We start from the raw sequence: 16,850 nt of genomic DNA, 5'->3' as shown, positions 1-16,850 counted from the left end.
AACTGTTATATTTTCACGGTTTACAGGGTACAAACCTACTTATAGTAATAGCTACATTGCACACTACTATAATAACTAGTAATTTTTAGGAACCAGCTTATGGCAAACGACCAAGAATATTTAAATAACCTAACCAAACAGTTTGAAATTCTTTTAAGCAAGCAAGAGCATTTTGCAAAGGAACTTATGGTTCTTCACAAAGAAATAGAGCGACTCAAAAAAGAGGGTATTCCTAAACAAAAAAGTAGTGAAAAGACTGCAACTATTACAACACCAGAAGTTACTCCTATTACAGAACCTACAGCAGAAAAGCCTACAGTAGAAGAACCTGTTATAGAAGTGACAAAAGATGTTTATAAAGACCCTATTACTGTCCCGAAAAATGCAACTACACAACCTAAACAAAATATAAAAACAAAAATATCTAAACCTAAAGCCAAATCTAATATTGAAAAGTTTATTGGTGAAAACTTACTAAGTAAAATAGGTGTTCTTATTCTAATAATTGGTGTTGCAATTGGCGCAAAATACTCTATAGAAAATAATTTAATTAGTCCGCTAACCAGAATAATTTTAGGTTACTTAACTGGTCTAGGTTTACTTGGTCTGGGCATTAAACTAAAACAAAAATATACAAATTACAGTGCTGTTTTAGTAAGCGGATCTATAGCTATAATGTATTTTATAACGTTTGCCGCTTATAGCTTTTATAATATTCTACCGCAAATACCCGCTTTTGCAATAATGGTAATACTTACTGTGTTTACCATTATTGCTGCTACCAACTACAACAAACAAACCATTGCACATATTGGGCTGGTTGGCGCTTATGCAGTTCCTTTTTTATTAAGTAGCGGCTCTGGTGAAGTTGGTATTTTATTTACGTATATGTCTATAATTAATATAGGCATTTTAACATTGTCATTTAAAAAAGATTGGAAGGGCTTATTCTACTCTGCTTTTATATTTACTTGGTTTATATACGGTTCGTGGTTTTTATTTAGCTATAATTATGACTACTTTACAAAAGCCTTTTTATTCTTGTTTATATTTTTTCTGATATTTTACACAACATTTATAGTTAATAAAATAAAAAAGAACCACGCTTTTAATCCTAGCTCTATTTTAATACTTTTAGTAAACTCTTTTATCTTTTTTGGTTATGGTTTTTACCTACTAAGTTATAATCAAGATTACAAAGGTTATTTAGGCTTATTTACGGTTGCAAATGCGTTGTTGCATTTTATTGCTGGTACTATTTTATACAAACAAAAACTAGCAGATAGCAAGCTTTTATATTTTATATTAGGTATGGTCTTTGTTTTTATCACCATTGCTGTACCTGTACAACTAGACGGTAATTACGTTACTATTTTATGGATTACTATTGCCGCTTTACTTTTCTATATTGGCTCATCAAAAGGCGCTCCTATATTAAAGCAAATCTCTTATCCGTTAATAATATTATCTCTGCTAAGCTTGTTTCAAGATTGGGGAACATACTACTTAGATCATAGTTATTATAGTGATTACGCAGGTAATGTTACTCCACTATTAAACGTAAATTTATTAGGATCTTTACTTAGCATTACCTCTTTGCATTTCATTTATACAACCAATAAAAAACACAATACCAAAAACAACGTTTTATCTTACATTACCCCAATACTATTAATATTAGTAACATTTAATAGTTTCTTTGTAGAAATAATACACTACTTTAATTTAGCTCTAGATAAGTCTAAAATTATAATAGACAAAACAGACATTTATAGCAACCCTATTAATTATGACATTAATAGCTTTAGCATACTAACACTTGTATGCTACACCTTGTTATTCTTTTCTATACTAAGTATTATAAATATTAAAAAGATAAAAAACAGAGCATTAGGTATTGCAAACATTAGCATTAACAGTCTTGTTTTATTTATTTCTTTAACAATTGGTCTACTTATTTTAAGTGACTTAAGAGATAGTTATTTAAATCCGTCTGAATATTACAACTCTGGAAGTATGCACCTTGCAGTAAGGTATATACTTTATGCATTTACAGCACTAATAGTTTACTGTACTTATAGTTACACTAAACAAAGTTTTATGCGCATAAACTTTAAAATTGCGTTTTCTATATTACTTAATATAACAGTACTTTGGGTTTTAAGTAGCGAACTTATTAATTGGATAGACTTGTCTGGTGCAGAACAAACATACGGGCTAGAATTAAGTATTTTGTGGGGTGTATATTCATTCTTTTTAGTAGCAAAAGGAATATGGAAAAAAATAAAATACATACGTATTGGCGGCATAATCCTTTTTGGCGTTACTATTATTAAACTTTTCTTTTTAGATTTAGCCTCTTTAAATACCATATCTAAAACTATTGTTTTAGTTATTTTAGGACTATTAATTTTAGGAGTTTCATTTTTATACAACAAGTACAAAAACAAAATTTTTGATGAATCAAAAACAGAATAAAGCCGTATTATTTTTTTTACTAGTTACTACTGTATTTTATGCACAAATGCAAAAGTATGATGCCAAAATTGAGCTTAAAAACATTACAGATACTTGGCATAATATTGTTTTACCAGATACTGTATTTGCTAATACCCAAGATCATTTAAGTGATATTCGTATTTATGGTATAACTCCAAAAAATGATACTATTGAAGCTCCATACCTTTTTAATTACACATCACCAGAATTAAAAACTAAAACGGTAGAATATAAATTATTAAATGCAAGTACTAAAGATGGTATATACTACTTTACATTAAAAGTACCTTCCAAAGATCCTATAAACCATATAAAATTAGATTTTGAGAATACTAATTTTGATTGGAAAGTTTCGGTTGAAGCTAGTCATCATCAAAAAAAATGGTTTAAAATATATGATGATTATAGAATTGTTGCCATTAAAAATAACCTAACAAATTATAGTTTTACAGACATTAATTTTAGTGCAGCGGAATACACCTATTTTAGAATAGGAATTAAAAGTGATGAAGAACCTATATTAAAAAGAGCAACTTTAGAGCTTAAACAAAAAACAACTGCCAATATTACAGACAGAAAATTAAAGTCTTACAACATTAACGAAGACAAAAAAAACAAAAAAACCATTATTAATGTTAACCTTACAAAAAAGGCTCCCACTCACCAAGTAACAATAAATGTTAGTGATGATATTGACTATTATAGACCTATAAAAATTGAGGAACTTTTGGACAGTGTTAAAACTGATAAAGGTTATTTATACGACTACAACACTTTAAGTGTAGGAACATTATCCTCAATAGAAAATAATACATTTACTTTTGACAATACCTTCTCAAAAAAGATACGCATAACTATTTTAAATTTTGACAATCAACCTTTAAAAATAAAAAACATATCTGCTAAAGGATACAAGTATTTACTTACTGCTAGGTTTACTGAGCCAGCTACATACTATTTAACATATGGTAACAAAGATGCCTATGGTCCTAGTTACGATATTGCACAGTTAAACATAAAAATGCCTAAAAACATAAAAAAACTCTCCCTAGGTGAACCTGTTTTTATAGCTAAAAAAGAAAAACAAACCCAAGAGCCACTTTTTAATAACAAATTATGGCTGTGGGTTATAATGGTTTTAATTATGACTATTATTGGATGGTTTTCTTATAAAATGCTAAGCAATAAGCCCGAAGAAAATAAATAAAAAAAGCCCTAGAATTTAAGTTCTAGGGCTTTTTTTTATTTATTTTTAGTTATACTGGTTCTCCGTACAAATCAAAGTCTGCAGCTTCTGTAATTTTTATATTAGCATATTCTCCTTGTTTTAGGTAATGCTTGGTAGCATCAATTAAAACTTCATTATCTACATCAGGAGAATCAAACTCTGTTCTTCCCACAAAATAATTACCTTCTTTTCTATCAATAATACACTTAAAAGTTTCCCCAATTTTTTCTTGATTTAATTCCCAAGAAATCTGTGATTGAATCTCCATAATTTGGTTGGCCCTATCTTGCTTTACCTCTTCTGGCACGTTATCTTCCAAGTTATAGGCGTGGGTGTTTTCTTCATGACTATATGTAAAACAACCTAAGCGTTCAAAACGCATATCTGTTACCCATTGTTTTAAAGTTTCAAAATCTTCTTCTGTTTCTCCAGGGTAACCAACAATTAATGTTGTTCTAATTGTCATATTTGGCACCGTAGCTCTAAAATCTTGCAACAACTTAGTGGTTTTTGCCTGTGTAGTTCCACGGCGCATACTCTTTAAAATAGCATCTGATATATGTTGTAAAGGAATATCTAAATAATTACAAATTTTTGGCTCCTTATTCATCAAATCTAAAACATCCATAGGAAAACCAGTAGGAAACGCATAGTGCAAACGTATCCATTCTATACCATCCACTTTCACTAATGCCTCTAACAGTTCTGCTAAATTTCGTTTTTTATATAAATCTAAACCATAGTATGTTAAATCTTGGGCAATTAATATTAACTCTTTAACACCTTTGGCTGCTAATTTTTTAGCTTCAGTAACCAAATCTTCAATAGGTGTACTTTTATGCTTACCACGCATTAATGGTATTGCACAAAAAGAACAAGGCCTATCACAACCTTCAGCTATTTTTAAGTAAGCATAGTTTTTAGGAGTTGTTGTTACACGCTCTCCTATTAATTCATGCTTATAATCTGCCTCTAAAGCTTTTAATAAACTAGGTAGTTGACTAGTACCAAAATACTCATCTACATTTGGAATTTCCTTAATTAAATCCGGCTTATAACGCTCACTTAAACACCCAGTAACAAAAACCTTATCTACCTCACCAGCTTCTTTCTTCTGTACAAAATCTAAAATAGTATTTACACTTTCTTCTTTTGCATTATCAATAAAGCCACACGTATTTATTACAACAATATTACCCTCTTCTTCATGAGCCACTTCTTTACCGTTTGCTTTTAATTGCCCCATTAGTACTTCAGAATCGTACACATTTTTAGAGCAACCCAAAGTAACTACATTAATTTTGTTTGTTTTTAGTGATTTTGTGCGCATAATCTATTAAAATTGGCTGCAAAAATACAACTTGCTTAAGGAATGACAGCTATATAGAACTAATTTTATGATTTTTACGTTAAACCATTAGTCTTTAATGTTATCTAACATAAAAATAAATACAATGACTAGTCACAAATATTTTTTTTTAATAGTATTGCTTTGCACAATTTGTAGTTGTTCTACAGATAAAGAAAATAGTATAGACGATACAGATTCTAATGAAATGTATTTTCCGCCTATTAACTCTGACGAGTGGAAAACTAATACAGTCGAAAATTTAGGCTGGGATGAAGATGCTTTACAACCGCTTTTAAGTTTTGTTGAAGCCAACAAAACAAAAGCTTTTTTAATACTTAATAACGGGAAAATTATAGTTGAATGGTATGGAAACGGTGCTAATGCAACTACAAATTTAGCTTGGAATTCTGCAGCAAAAACATTAGTATCTTTTACCGCAGGAATTGCTATTGATGAAGGCTTACTAGACATTAACAAACCATCTAGCAATTACTTGGGTACAGGCTGGTCTTCTTTAACCTCTGCCCAAGAACAAAACATTACAGTTAAAAACCATTTAACAATGACTACTGGTTTAGACTACACTGTAACTAACAACAACTGCACAGACCCAGAGTGTTTCACTTTTAAAAATTTACCAGGCACATTTTGGTACTATCATAATGGAGCATACACTATTACACACAATATTGTAGAAGGAGCCGCACAGCAAAATTTTAACACTTATTTTAATAATAAACTTAAAAATGTAATTGGCATGCAAGGTAGTTGGTTGCCAGTTGGTTATTTTAAATTGTATTACAGTAACGCCAGAAGTATGGCCAGGTATGGAATTTTAAATCTAAATAAAGGAAATTGGGACGGAATTCCGGTGTTAGAATCAGAAACATATTTTAACGAAATGACAAGCACGTCTCAGAACTTAAATGATGCATACGGTTATTTTTGGTGGCTAAACGGAAAAGCATCATATAAATTACCTGCTTCAGAACTAGATTACGCAGGTAAATTAATACCTAATGCACCCAACGATTTAATAGCCGCCTTAGGCAAGGATGACCAAAAACTATACATTTCACCTAGTAAAAACTTAGTTGTTGTACGTTTAGGTGATGCTGCTAATGATGAACTACTTGGTCCGTCTAGTTTTGACAATTTACTTTGGGAAAAAATAAACAACCTAATTAACTAGTTGTAATCTTTTGGCATTTTTCTCACATTAAAAACAGACTCAAAACCTGCTGCATAACGCAACAAGTCTGCCTCGTTAAATTGTTTTGCTATAAAAGTTAAACTAATTGGCTCCCCTGTTTTTTTATATCCCATTGGTACTGTAATTGCAGGATATTTAGCTACTGCTGCATAACCAGCATGATAATTATTTATAGATAAAATTGCATTTAAATTATAAGCATTCATAGCTTCATTAAAATAACGTCTTCCGCTTTGCTCTAAATCACTAACAATAACAGCTAGTTGTTCAACTGTAGTGGTATCCGCTAAAATTCCTCTAAATAAGGCTTGCCCATAAGGTATTCTTACAACAGAGTCTTTTTCATTAAATGCTACGGCAGATTTTATATCTTTTATTGGTAATTTATTTTTAGTTTGACTGTTTATATAGGTTGGCAAATCGTATTTCATATCAATATTTAAAATACTTAAAAAACCATCCATTGATACCTCTGGAGGAGTAATTTCTATAATTACACTGCCTTGTTCTCTTAATTTATCTATTGTTATTTTATAAATAGAATCTGTTTCTAATAAACTTTTTATAGCTCCAAAACGTTTACCCTTTAAACTATTACTAGATAAAGTAGCTGATAGCACTCCAGTTTCTACAGCAATAGATTTACCATCTAACTCATCTTTGCCTTTCATAGCATCTAATAATATTGCAGCATCAATAGTATTCTTTGCCATTGGCCCAGGTGTATCTAAAGTACTAGAAATTGGCACTATACCTGTTCTACTTAAAAAACCAATAGTTGGTTTTAAACCAACAACAGAATTTTGACTAGATGGAGACAAAATGGAACCAGATGTTTCTGTACCTACGGCTGCTACTGCATAATTAGCCGCTACAGCAGTACCACTGCCAGCACTAGAACCTCCAGTCTCAAAAACTGCTCTACCATACGGATTTAATGTTTGCCCGCCTACAGCACTATAACCAACAGGGCAACCAGAGCACAAAAAGTAAGCCCATTCACTTAAATTAACTTTTCCTAAAATTAGAGCACCATTTTTCTTTAGTCGCTTTACTATAAAAGCATCATCTGTACTGTTATTTTTTAATGCTATTGCACCAGCTGTAGTTACCATATTCTTAGTATTAATATTGTCTTTTAACAATATAGGCATACCGTATATGGGGTGCTTATTACTTGGCTCATTATCTGTTTTTTTAAGCTCGTCTAACTTACGAGCCTGCTTAACTACTTCACTATTTAAAGCAATTACCGTATTTAAGGTTGTAGCATTATCCAATTCATATTTATAAATTCTGTATAAATAAAAAAGTACCAGCTTTTCATAAGTTAATTTCCCTTCGTCTATTTGTTTACGCAAATCATATATATTCTGCTCCAAAATAAGTGGCTTTAATGCCGTATATTCTTCTTCTGATAATTTTTGAACCTCTGGATATAAGGGAAGAAAAATTGCATTTTTATCAATTACTTTAGATTGTAAAAGTTTATAACGCATTCTAGAGTTTTTATGCGTTTTATTTTTTTCCAACTCTAAAGAGTCGTTATATGGAGCCCACAATACAACTTCTTCATTAGACGTTTCTTTTTTGTTTTTACAAGCATAAGTAAGTAAAACCAATACAACTACTAATATTTTTTTCATAACCAGATAGTTTTAAACAAAAAAACCTCCGCAAGGAGGCTTTATAAAATTATTTTTTTAGGTTAAAGAATGAGTCTACAAACTCATACTTATTAAAAACCTGTAAGTCCTCTATACCTTCTCCTACCCCAATATATTTAACCGGAATTTGAAACTGATCTGAGATCCCTATTACAACACCACCTTTTGCAGTACCGTCTAATTTAGTAACTGCTAATGAAGTTACCTCTGTAGCTTTAGTAAATTGTTTGGCCTGCTCAAAAGCATTTTGACCAGTAGAACCATCTAAAACAAGCATTACATCATGCGGCGTATTATCTACAACCTTATGCATTACTCGTTTTACCTTAGTAAGCTCATTCATTAAATTTACCTTATTATGCAAACGGCCAGCAGTATCTATAATTACCACATCTGCATTTTGTGTTACAGCAGAACTTAAGGTATCAAAAGCAACAGAAGCAGGATCACTACCCATTTTTTGTTTTACAATTGGAATATCTACGCGATCTGCCCAAACCTGTAGTTGATCTATTGCCGCAGCCCTAAAAGTATCTGCAGCACCTAAAACAACTTTTAAACCTTGTTTTTTAAATTGATAAGCCATTTTTCCAATGGTAGTAGTTTTACCAACACCATTAACACCAACAACCATAATTACATAAGGCTTTACATCTTTAGGTACAGTAAACTCGGTTTCATTACCAGTATTTGTCTCAGATAATAAAGCCGCAATTTCTTCTCGTAAAATTACATTTAACTCATCTGTCCCTAAATATTTATCTTTAGAAACACGTGCTTCTATACGATCTATAATTTTTAAGGTAGTATCTACACCAACGTCAGAAGTAACTAAAATTTCTTCCAAGTTATCTAACACATCATCATCTACCTTAGCTTTACCAGCAACAGCTTTACTCAACTTAGAAAAAAAGCTACTTTTACTTTTCTCTAAACCTTTATCAAGGCTTTCCTTCTTTTTTGAAGAAAATATATTTTTAAATAGACTCATTTTTTATCCTGTAATTTTACCAAAGATATAAAAATAAAAAAAGCCACTTTCTAATGAAAGTAGCTTTATTATCAATACTGTATATTGATATTATTTTTTAGCTAACCACTCGTTTACTAATTCTGGAGCCATAACTGATTCCACAAACGTGTAAGCTCCTGTTTTAGGAGACTTTACCATTTTAATGGCTTTAGTTAATCTCTTTGAGCTGGTCTGTAAACTTGCTACTGTTTTCTTTGCCATAACTTTATAGTTTAACAATTTCCTTACTAAAGGAAATTTAAATTATTTTATTTCTTTATGAACAGTCATTTTCTTAAGGATTGGGTTAAATTTCTTTAACTCAATTCTGTCTGGAGTGTTCTTTTTGTTTTTAGTGGTAATGTACCTAGAAGTACCTGGTTGCCCAGATTCTTTATGCTCTGTACACTCTAAAATAACTTGTATTCTGTTACCTTTCTTTGCCATCTTTATTATTTTTTAAAGAGATTATTTAATAACCCCCTGTGCTTTAGCCTCTTTTAATACTTCAGAGATTCCTTTTTTGTTGATACTCTTAAGAGCTCTTGTAGATACTTTTAAAGTTATCCAACGATCTTCCTCTGGAATGTAAAAACGTTTTTTGGAAAGATTTACATCAAACCTTCTTCTTGTCTTATTAATAGAGAAAGACACGTTATTTCCAAACATTGCTTTCTTTCCAGTGATTTCACAAACTTTTGACATTATGCTAGATTTTGTGTTATTTTAAACAGGCTGCAAATTTATAGCTTTTTTTTGGGTAGACAAAATTCTTTTCATCAAATTTTTAAAATTATTTTATCTACCTCTAAATTGTTGCTATTTAGCAACCTAATATTCCTTTATACAACAGTTCTAAAGCCTTGCTTACAGCTTTATTTACCACTCTTTCTCTTTGCCCTCCTAATTGATGGTATACGGCAAAAATTTTTGTTGGTGTTGCCACACCAATATAAACAGTTCCCACTTCGGCATCAGAATCTCCTTTTGTTGGCCCAGCATTACCTGTAGTGGCTATTGCAAAATCTGTATTAAGCATTTTTTTTACATTTTTTGCCATTGCCATAGCAACCTCTTCACTAACTACAGAGTGTTGTTTAATAAGATCTTCTGAAACACCTAACAAAGCGGATTTAACCTCTGTAGCATAGCTTACAATACCTCCTTTAAAATATGCTGAAGCCCCTGGAATTGATGTAATAATTTCTGAAATTTTACCTCCAGTAAAACTTTCTGCTGTAGCTAAAGTTTTTCTTTTTTCTGTAAACAATTTAGCTACTACAACCTCTAACTCATCCTCACCTTCATCGCCATAAATTATATCCCCTATTAGAGTTTTTAACTTTAAGCTTTCTTCCTTTATAATTTTTTCTAAACTATCTTTATCTACACTTGTTCCAGATAAACGCAAACGTACAGATCCTAAACTTGGTAAATATGCTAGTTTTATAAAAGGTGGTAATTGATTTTCCCAGCTACTTATTTGCTCTGCTAAAGTACTTTCACCAACTCCGTATGTTATAAATGTTTTGTGTATAATATGCGGCCTTTTAAACTCTTTTGTAATACGAGGTATAACCTCTTCTGTTATTAAATAACGCATTTCAAAAGGCACTCCTGGCATTGACACAAATACAGTATCTGCATCTTTAATCCACATCCCTGGAGCAGTACCTTTAACATTATGTAATACGGTAGCCTTAGATAATACTTTGGCTTGCTGACGGTTTACGTCTAGTATAGGTTTATCTGAAAACTTTTTAAACAACTCCTCTACATGAGCTAAAACTTTATTGTCCTGAACCAGGACATCATTAAAAAACTCACACAATGTATGCTTGGTAATATCGTCTTTAGTAGGACCTAAACCGCCAGTTATTAAAACTATGTCTACTCTTTTAGACGCATCATTTAAAGCCGAAAGAATTTGTTGTTTATTGTCTTGTACAGATGTAATCTGATAAACAGCAACTCCAATCTTATTTAACTCCTTACCTATAAAAGCTGAATTGGTGTCTATTACCTGACCAATGAGTAACTCATCACCTATGGTAATTATCTCTGCAAGCATTACAGACTAAAATCATTTTTTAATTCAGACACCACCTGCTCTATATCAACCTTTAAGGTTTTAAAAATTTCATCAATTTTATTAAAATCTCCTTGTTGCTTACCCAGAGACTCTATTTCATAAGCCGCAGCCATAGTTTGCTCCATACCCAACAAATCTACATTAGGTTTAATTTTATGAGCTAATTGGTAAGTTGGCTCATAATCTCTACTTTCAATTGCTTTTTCTAGAAGACCTAAATCTTCTGGTACTTCTTCTAAAAATACAGATACTACAGAATTGATAAAATCATTATCACCATCTGCCATTTCATTTAATTTATCAAGACTATAAATCATTTATTTTATATTTAATGTAAACATTTCTTCACCTTCTAAGGTGCCACAAAGATAATCATTAGCATCTACCCGTCCTACACCTGCTGGTGTACCTGTAAATATAACATCTCCTTTTTTTAACATAAAGTATTGAGAAACATACGATATAAGCTCGTCTATTTTCCACAACATTAAATTTGTATTTCCCTTTTGTACTATTTCTTCATTTTTAAACAATGAAAAATTTATATTATCTACAGAAGAAAATTTACTTTTTGGCAACCATTTACCTATTACTGCCGCACCATCAAAACCTTTTGCTTTTTCCCAAGGTAAACCTTTTTCTTTTAGCTTAGATTGTAAATCACGTGCTGTAAAGTCTATTCCTAACCCAATTTCATCATAATAATTGGCAGCAAATTTTTGTTCTATATGTTTTCCTACTTTTTTAATTTTAACTAATACCTCTACTTCATAATGGATATTATCAGAGAATTCTGGTATGTAAAAATCTTGTTCTTTAGGCAACACAGCAGAATCTGGCTTAATAAAAACAACAGGATCTGTAGGCTTTTCATTGGCCAATTCTTTAATATGATCTGTATAATTACGACCAATACAAATAATTTTCATAATATGCTTTATTAGTTTACTGCTTTTCTTTAGACAATTTTAAACTCACTGCTGGTATTAAGTGCTTGGTATTATCTTTAGATTTCACCTTAAAATCTGTCCATTCTCCCATACCATAAACCATAACTTTAAAATTTTGGTTTTTATTGTAAACACCACCAAATGTTGGGGCAAACCTATCTTCAATTGTAAGCTCATTAGTTAAAGGATCTTTACCTTTTATTGCATACCAATTGTAAGGCACAAACAGCCACTCTAATCCAATATATAAGCCTTGTCTAGGCATTTTTATATTAAAGGCCGATAAATCTATAGATACAAAATCATTTTCTACAAAGGTCTCTAAAATTATACTTTTGCGTAACAAATCCTTAGCTGGTTTTTTAGTTTCCGGATCTACGTCGTACACACGAATTCTAAATTTAGATGCTCTTCTTTTAAACCCTTCATTTTTTTGAAAAAATACAGTTACCTTATTTACATATTTTTTTTGAGCTCCTATATTAGGATAATAAGTTGCCAAAACCCAAGGTGTAGAAGAAGACGAAAATCCGCTTTTTAAATCATAACTAGCAATAGGGTTTAATACAAATGAGTCTCCTAAAGACTTAGCCACAACAACCTCATCTAACTCAAAAGACTCTTCTAACATACCAAACTTTTTTTCTTCTACTAGTTTTTTTACAGCTACAATTGTGTCTTTAAAACCTAAAGAAGATAAGTGCACTTGTTTTTCTAAAAAAGAGGAAGGTACATCTACAAAAAAATATCCTTTTTCATCTGTAGAAGCACCCTTTAAGGTGTTTAAAAAACTAACATTTACATATGGTATTGGCTCTTGTGTTTTTGCGTTGTATATGGTGCCGTCTATTAAAATTTCTTGTGCAGACAAACTAACAACACTAAAAAAAAGCAAAAAGAAAAATCTCATTATTTAGCTTAACTTATTGTTTAACTTACTAAGTTTTATTTGAGTAAGTACTTTTTTTGTGTACAACGGAAAATCTGCATTTAAAATCCACCCAAAGTAGCCTGGTTCTTTCTCTAAAACATCATCTACCTTTTTACCTTTATGCTTACCAAAAGAAAAAGCTGGGTCACCATCTTGGTCTATAATTATAAAACCTGCAAAGTCTGCAAACTTCTTACGAGTGGTAAATTCTGATAATTTTTTAATATCATTATCTAACTCTGGGTACCGATCTAATTGCGATTTTAAGACCTCAAAAGTGGCATTAGTATCTGCCGCTGCACTGTGTGCATTGGTGAGCTCTTTATTACAATAAAATTTATAAGCAGCTTCTAATGTTCTTTTCTCCATCTTAAAAAAGATGGTTTGCACATCTACAGAAACTGTATTTTTCATATCAAAATCTACTCCAGCCCGAAGCATTTCTTCTGCTAAAAGAGGAATATCAAACCTATCTGAATTGTAACCACCTAAGTCACAATCTTTAATTATTGCGTAAATTTCTTTAGATAATTGTGCAAAAGTAGGTTCATTTGCAACTTTCTCATTGCTAATACCATGTACTGCAACTACCTCATCTGGAATATGCATTTCTGGATTTACCAGCCACGTCTTACTTTCTTTATTTCCGTTAGGGTATACTTTTAAAATGGAAATCTCTACCACTCTATCTTTAGCCACGTTTATACCAGTTGTTTCTAAATCAAAAAAACAAATTGGGCGTGTTAATTTTAAATCCATTTTACTGTGTTTTAACACAAAGATAAATGAATAGCAACTTTTAGAAAAAATAAAATGGGTATAAAAAATGCCCTATTAAAAAACAGGGCATTTTATTGTGTTATTATGTTGGTATTGTTTTATATTTCTCTGTTCACATCCCAAGCTTCTAAGTATTCTGCCACTGCTTTTATAAACATACCTCCTAAAGCACCATTTACAACACGGTGATCATAACTATGAGATAAAAACATTTTAGAACGTATACCTATAAAATCACCTTCTGGTGTTTCTATAACAGATGGCACTTTACGTATGGCTCCTAAGGCTAAAATTGCTACTTGCGGCTGGTTAATAATTGGTGTACCAAATACACTACCAAATGTACCTACATTGGTTACAGTATATGTACCACCTTGGATATCATCTGGCTTTAAAGCATTGTTTCTTGCTCTGTCTGCTAAATCATTTACAACTTTAGCCATACCAACTAAGTTTAACTGATCTGCATTTTTAATTACAGGTACAATTAAATTTCCGTCTGGTAATGCTGCTGCCATACCTAGGTTTATATTTTTCTTTTTAATTACAGACTCTCCGTCAAAAGAAATATTTATTAAAGGAAACTTTTTAATTGCAAAAGCAACTGCCTCCATAAATATTGGTGTAAACGTAAGTTTTTCTCCTTCTCTCTTTAAAAAGGCATTTTTGTTTTTGTTTCTCCAGTTTACAAGGTTAGTAACATCTACCTCTATAAAACTTTGTACGTGAGCAGATGTAGCCACACTAGCAGTCATATGCTGCGCTATTAATTTACCCATACGAGACAAAGGAACAACCTCATCTCCAGCAGATGCTACTACAGGTGCTGCTTTAGGAGCTGGTGTTTTTACAGGTTGTGGCTGCGGAGCTGGTGCACTTTTTGGCGCTTCTGCACTACCATTAGTACTAGGTACTGTTCTGTTTTCTACGTAATTTAATATATCTGTTTTAGTAACTCTGCCTTCTTTACCTGTACCTTTTATAGCATCTAACTCTGCTATAGTAATACCTTCTTCTTTAGCTATATTTTTAACTAAAGGAGAGTAAAATTTGTCTGAATCACTAAAATCTTGCGATGTAGCTACCGTTTCTTTTGCCACAGCAATAGAACTTTCTATGGCAGCAACTTCTGGTGTTTCTTCTGCTTTTTCTTCTACCGCTGGCGTATTACTTTCTGTTTCATTAGAGGTTTCTGCTTCTCCAGAAATTTCTATAATGGCAACAGTTTGTCCTACTTGTACTATATCATCAACGTTAAAAAGTTTTTCAACTAAGACACCTTCTACTTCAGAAGGCACTTCAGAATCTACCTTATCAGTGGCAATTTCAAAAACAGCCTCATCCATCTCAATGGTATCTCCTACTTCTTTTAACCAAGTAGTTAATGTTGCCTCTGCAACACTTTCTCCCATCTGAGGTAATTTTAATTCAAATTTTGACATATTACTATTTTAAAAGCAATTTATATACTTAATTTTGCAAAAATACTAATTAAAACGTCATTTAATTAAATTTAGTGCATTTATTTTAATTTAAACTATCCTAATTTTAAAGAATTCTCAAAAGGAACCCTATTTAATATACTTCTACCAAGGGTTACCTCATCTGCATATTCTAACTCATCACCAACGGCAATACCACGTGCAATTGTAGATGTTTTTAAGCCCATACCTTCTATTTGTTTGTAAATATAAAAGTTGGTAGTATCACCTTCCATAGTAGAACTTAAAGCAAAAATTAACTCTTTAATTATACCTTCTTTAGATTTATTTACCAAAGAATTTATTGTTAAATTTTGCGGACCCACTCCCTCCATTGGAGAAATTCTCCCTCCTAAAACGTGATACAGACCCCTGAATTGTCCTGTATTTTCTATAGCCATTACATCTCTAATATCTTCTACAACACAAACTATAGACTCATCTCTTTTTGGATTAGCACAAATTTCACACAAAGCAACGTCTGATATATTATGACAGTTGGTACAAAACTTAATTTCTTCTCTTAATTTTAGTAAACTATTAGATAATGCACTAGTTTGATCCTTTGGCTGTTTTAATAAATGTAATGCCAAACGCAAAGCTGTACGCTTACCAATACCAGGTAATTGAGATATTTCATACACTGCATTTTCTAACAATTTAGAAGAGAAATCCATACTATTAATTTTCTATACAAATTTACAATTTATTCTTGTTTTTTGGCGACTATTAATCCTATGATGATATTTTTTCTTTTTGTACTTTGCAATCACAAATTACTACTCATGACATCTACGCATATATTACTACTAATAGGTTGTTACTTTTTAGTTTTACTATTAATATCTTACTTAACCGGCAAAAACGACTCTAATGAAGATTTTTTTAAAGCTGGCAAACAATCTCCTTGGTATGTAGTTGCTTTTGGTATGGTTGGCGCATCTTTATCTGGTGTAACTTTTATATCTGTTCCGGGATGGGTACAAGGCTCACAATTTAGTTATATGCAGGTTGTGTTTGGTTACCTTATAGGCTACTTTGTTATTGCCTATCTTTTAATGCCAATTTATTATAAATTAAATGTTACTTCTATATACGAATATTTAAAAGAGCGTTTTGGTTTAGTTAGTTACAAAACTGGCGCTTTCTTTTTCTTTATATCTAGGGTATTAGGAGCCTCTTTTAGGTTATTTTTAGTGGCATTAGTATTACAGCAGTTTGTTTTTGATGATTTAAACATTCCGTTTGAAATTACGGTAATACTCTCCATACTTCTTATATGGATTTACACTTTTAAAGGCGGAATAAAAACCATTGTATGGACAGATACCCTACAAACACTTTTTATGCTAATATCTGTTGGTTTATCTATCTATTTTATTACTGATAAGCTAGATATGAGTTTAGGAAATTTATTAGCCTCTGAAGAACTAAAACAATACAATAAAATTTTTTACACAGATAGTTTTTTAGCAAAAAACCACTTTATAAAATCGTTTTTTGGGGGTATGTTTATTGCTATTTGTATGACAGGCTTAGACCAAGATATGATGCAAAAAAACCTGAGTTGCAAAACATTAAAAGACGCACAAAAAAATATGATTTCTTTTAGCCTGGTATTGGTGGTTGTAAACTTTATTTTTTTA

17 protein-coding genes are annotated in these 16,850 nt (G+C 31.4%); 4 read left to right on the top strand and 13 right to left on the bottom strand.

Annotation, left to right across the window (positions count from 1 at the left end; all coding sequences use genetic code 11):
- The first annotated feature begins 99 nt into the window (after window positions 1-99).
- Entirely contained in the window at window positions 100-2,478 is a 2,379-nt protein-coding gene (locus BFJ87_RS03775; RefSeq protein WP_077400163.1) for a DUF2339 domain-containing protein, read from the top strand.
- The gene (locus tag BFJ87_RS03770) at window positions 2,459-3,706 is read left to right on the top strand and encodes a DUF3999 family protein (protein WP_077400160.1); all 1,248 of its coding nucleotides are present in this window, start codon (window positions 2,459-2,461) and stop codon (window positions 3,704-3,706) included. Before BFJ87_RS03775 ends, BFJ87_RS03770 begins: the two co-directional genes overlap by 20 nt.
- Before the next feature lie 49 nt (window positions 3,707-3,755).
- Here the strand turns inward: BFJ87_RS03770 and rimO are convergent, their stop codons facing one another.
- Window positions 3,756-5,057 (bottom strand): 30S ribosomal protein S12 methylthiotransferase RimO, encoded by a 1,302-nt coding sequence (rimO, locus tag BFJ87_RS03765; RefSeq protein WP_077400157.1) that lies wholly within the window; start codon window positions 5,055-5,057, stop codon window positions 3,756-3,758.
- A 124-nt stretch (window positions 5,058-5,181) separates the two neighbouring features.
- On the opposite strand from rimO, the gene BFJ87_RS03760 reads away from it, so the two are divergent.
- On the top strand, window positions 5,182-6,270 hold the full coding sequence (locus BFJ87_RS03760) for a serine hydrolase domain-containing protein (protein WP_077400468.1): 1,089 nt from the start codon (window positions 5,182-5,184) through the stop codon (window positions 6,268-6,270).
- On the opposite strand, the gene BFJ87_RS03755 is transcribed toward BFJ87_RS03760, so the two are convergent.
- The 12 genes from BFJ87_RS03755 to recR all read right to left on the bottom strand — a co-directional run bounded on the left by BFJ87_RS03755 (window position 6,267) and on the right by recR (window position 15,881).
- Window positions 6,267-7,937 (bottom strand): amidase family protein, encoded by a 1,671-nt coding sequence (locus BFJ87_RS03755; RefSeq protein ID WP_077400154.1) that lies wholly within the window; start codon window positions 7,935-7,937, stop codon window positions 6,267-6,269. The genes BFJ87_RS03760 and BFJ87_RS03755 overlap by 4 nt on opposite strands.
- A 49-nt stretch (window positions 7,938-7,986) precedes the next feature.
- Complete coding sequence (gene ftsY / locus BFJ87_RS03750; RefSeq protein ID WP_077400151.1) at window positions 7,987-8,949, bottom strand: signal recognition particle-docking protein FtsY; 963 nt, start codon at window positions 8,947-8,949, stop codon at window positions 7,987-7,989.
- Between the two features lie 90 nt (window positions 8,950-9,039).
- Window positions 9,040-9,192: a DUF4295 domain-containing protein gene (locus tag BFJ87_RS03745; RefSeq protein WP_077400148.1), complete on the bottom strand. Its 153-nt coding sequence runs from the start codon at window positions 9,190-9,192 to the stop codon at window positions 9,040-9,042.
- A gap of 42 nt (window positions 9,193-9,234) precedes the next feature.
- Window positions 9,235-9,417 (bottom strand): 50S ribosomal protein L33, encoded by a 183-nt coding sequence (gene rpmG / locus BFJ87_RS03740; protein ID WP_024481505.1) that lies wholly within the window; start codon window positions 9,415-9,417, stop codon window positions 9,235-9,237.
- A gap of 21 nt (window positions 9,418-9,438) precedes the next feature.
- A complete protein-coding gene (gene rpmB, locus BFJ87_RS03735; RefSeq protein WP_077400145.1) occupies window positions 9,439-9,675 on the bottom strand; it encodes a 50S ribosomal protein L28 in 237 nt (78 codons plus the stop codon).
- Window positions 9,676-9,793: 118 nt separating this feature from the next.
- Window positions 9,794-11,041 (bottom strand): competence/damage-inducible protein A, encoded by a 1,248-nt coding sequence (locus tag BFJ87_RS03730; RefSeq protein WP_077400142.1) that lies wholly within the window; start codon window positions 11,039-11,041, stop codon window positions 9,794-9,796.
- Window positions 11,041-11,379, bottom strand: a complete 339-nt coding sequence (locus BFJ87_RS03725; RefSeq protein ID WP_077400139.1) for an Hpt domain-containing protein — start codon at window positions 11,377-11,379, stop codon at window positions 11,041-11,043. Before BFJ87_RS03725 ends, BFJ87_RS03730 begins: the two co-directional genes overlap by 1 nt.
- Complete coding sequence (locus tag BFJ87_RS03720) at window positions 11,380-11,991, bottom strand: fumarylacetoacetate hydrolase family protein (RefSeq protein WP_077400136.1); 612 nt, start codon at window positions 11,989-11,991, stop codon at window positions 11,380-11,382.
- Between the two features lie 16 nt (window positions 11,992-12,007).
- Complete coding sequence (locus BFJ87_RS03715) at window positions 12,008-12,922, bottom strand: carboxypeptidase-like regulatory domain-containing protein (protein ID WP_077400133.1); 915 nt, start codon at window positions 12,920-12,922, stop codon at window positions 12,008-12,010.
- A gap of 3 nt (window positions 12,923-12,925) precedes the next feature.
- The gene (locus tag BFJ87_RS03710) at window positions 12,926-13,702 is read right to left on the bottom strand and encodes a 3'-5' exonuclease (protein ID WP_077400130.1); all 777 of its coding nucleotides are present in this window, start codon (window positions 13,700-13,702) and stop codon (window positions 12,926-12,928) included.
- A 119-nt stretch (window positions 13,703-13,821) separates the two neighbouring features.
- Window positions 13,822-15,165, bottom strand: a complete 1,344-nt coding sequence (locus BFJ87_RS03705) for a dihydrolipoamide acetyltransferase family protein (protein WP_077400127.1) — start codon at window positions 15,163-15,165, stop codon at window positions 13,822-13,824.
- A 95-nt stretch (window positions 15,166-15,260) separates the two neighbouring features.
- Window positions 15,261-15,881, bottom strand: coding sequence for a recombination mediator RecR (gene recR, locus BFJ87_RS03700; RefSeq protein WP_077400124.1), 621 nt, complete (start codon window positions 15,879-15,881; stop codon window positions 15,261-15,263).
- A gap of 108 nt (window positions 15,882-15,989) precedes the next feature.
- On the opposite strand from recR, the gene BFJ87_RS03695 reads away from it, so the two are divergent.
- The coding region (locus BFJ87_RS03695; protein ID WP_171974463.1) for a sodium:solute symporter at window positions 15,990-16,850 on the top strand (861 nt) is incomplete at its 3' end.

It is taken from the genome of Cellulophaga omnivescoria (assembly GCF_001999725.1).
In the GTDB taxonomy this organism is placed as follows: domain Bacteria; phylum Bacteroidota; class Bacteroidia; order Flavobacteriales; family Flavobacteriaceae; genus Cellulophaga; species Cellulophaga omnivescoria.
This window is presented reverse-complemented; position numbering and strand designations above follow the sequence as displayed.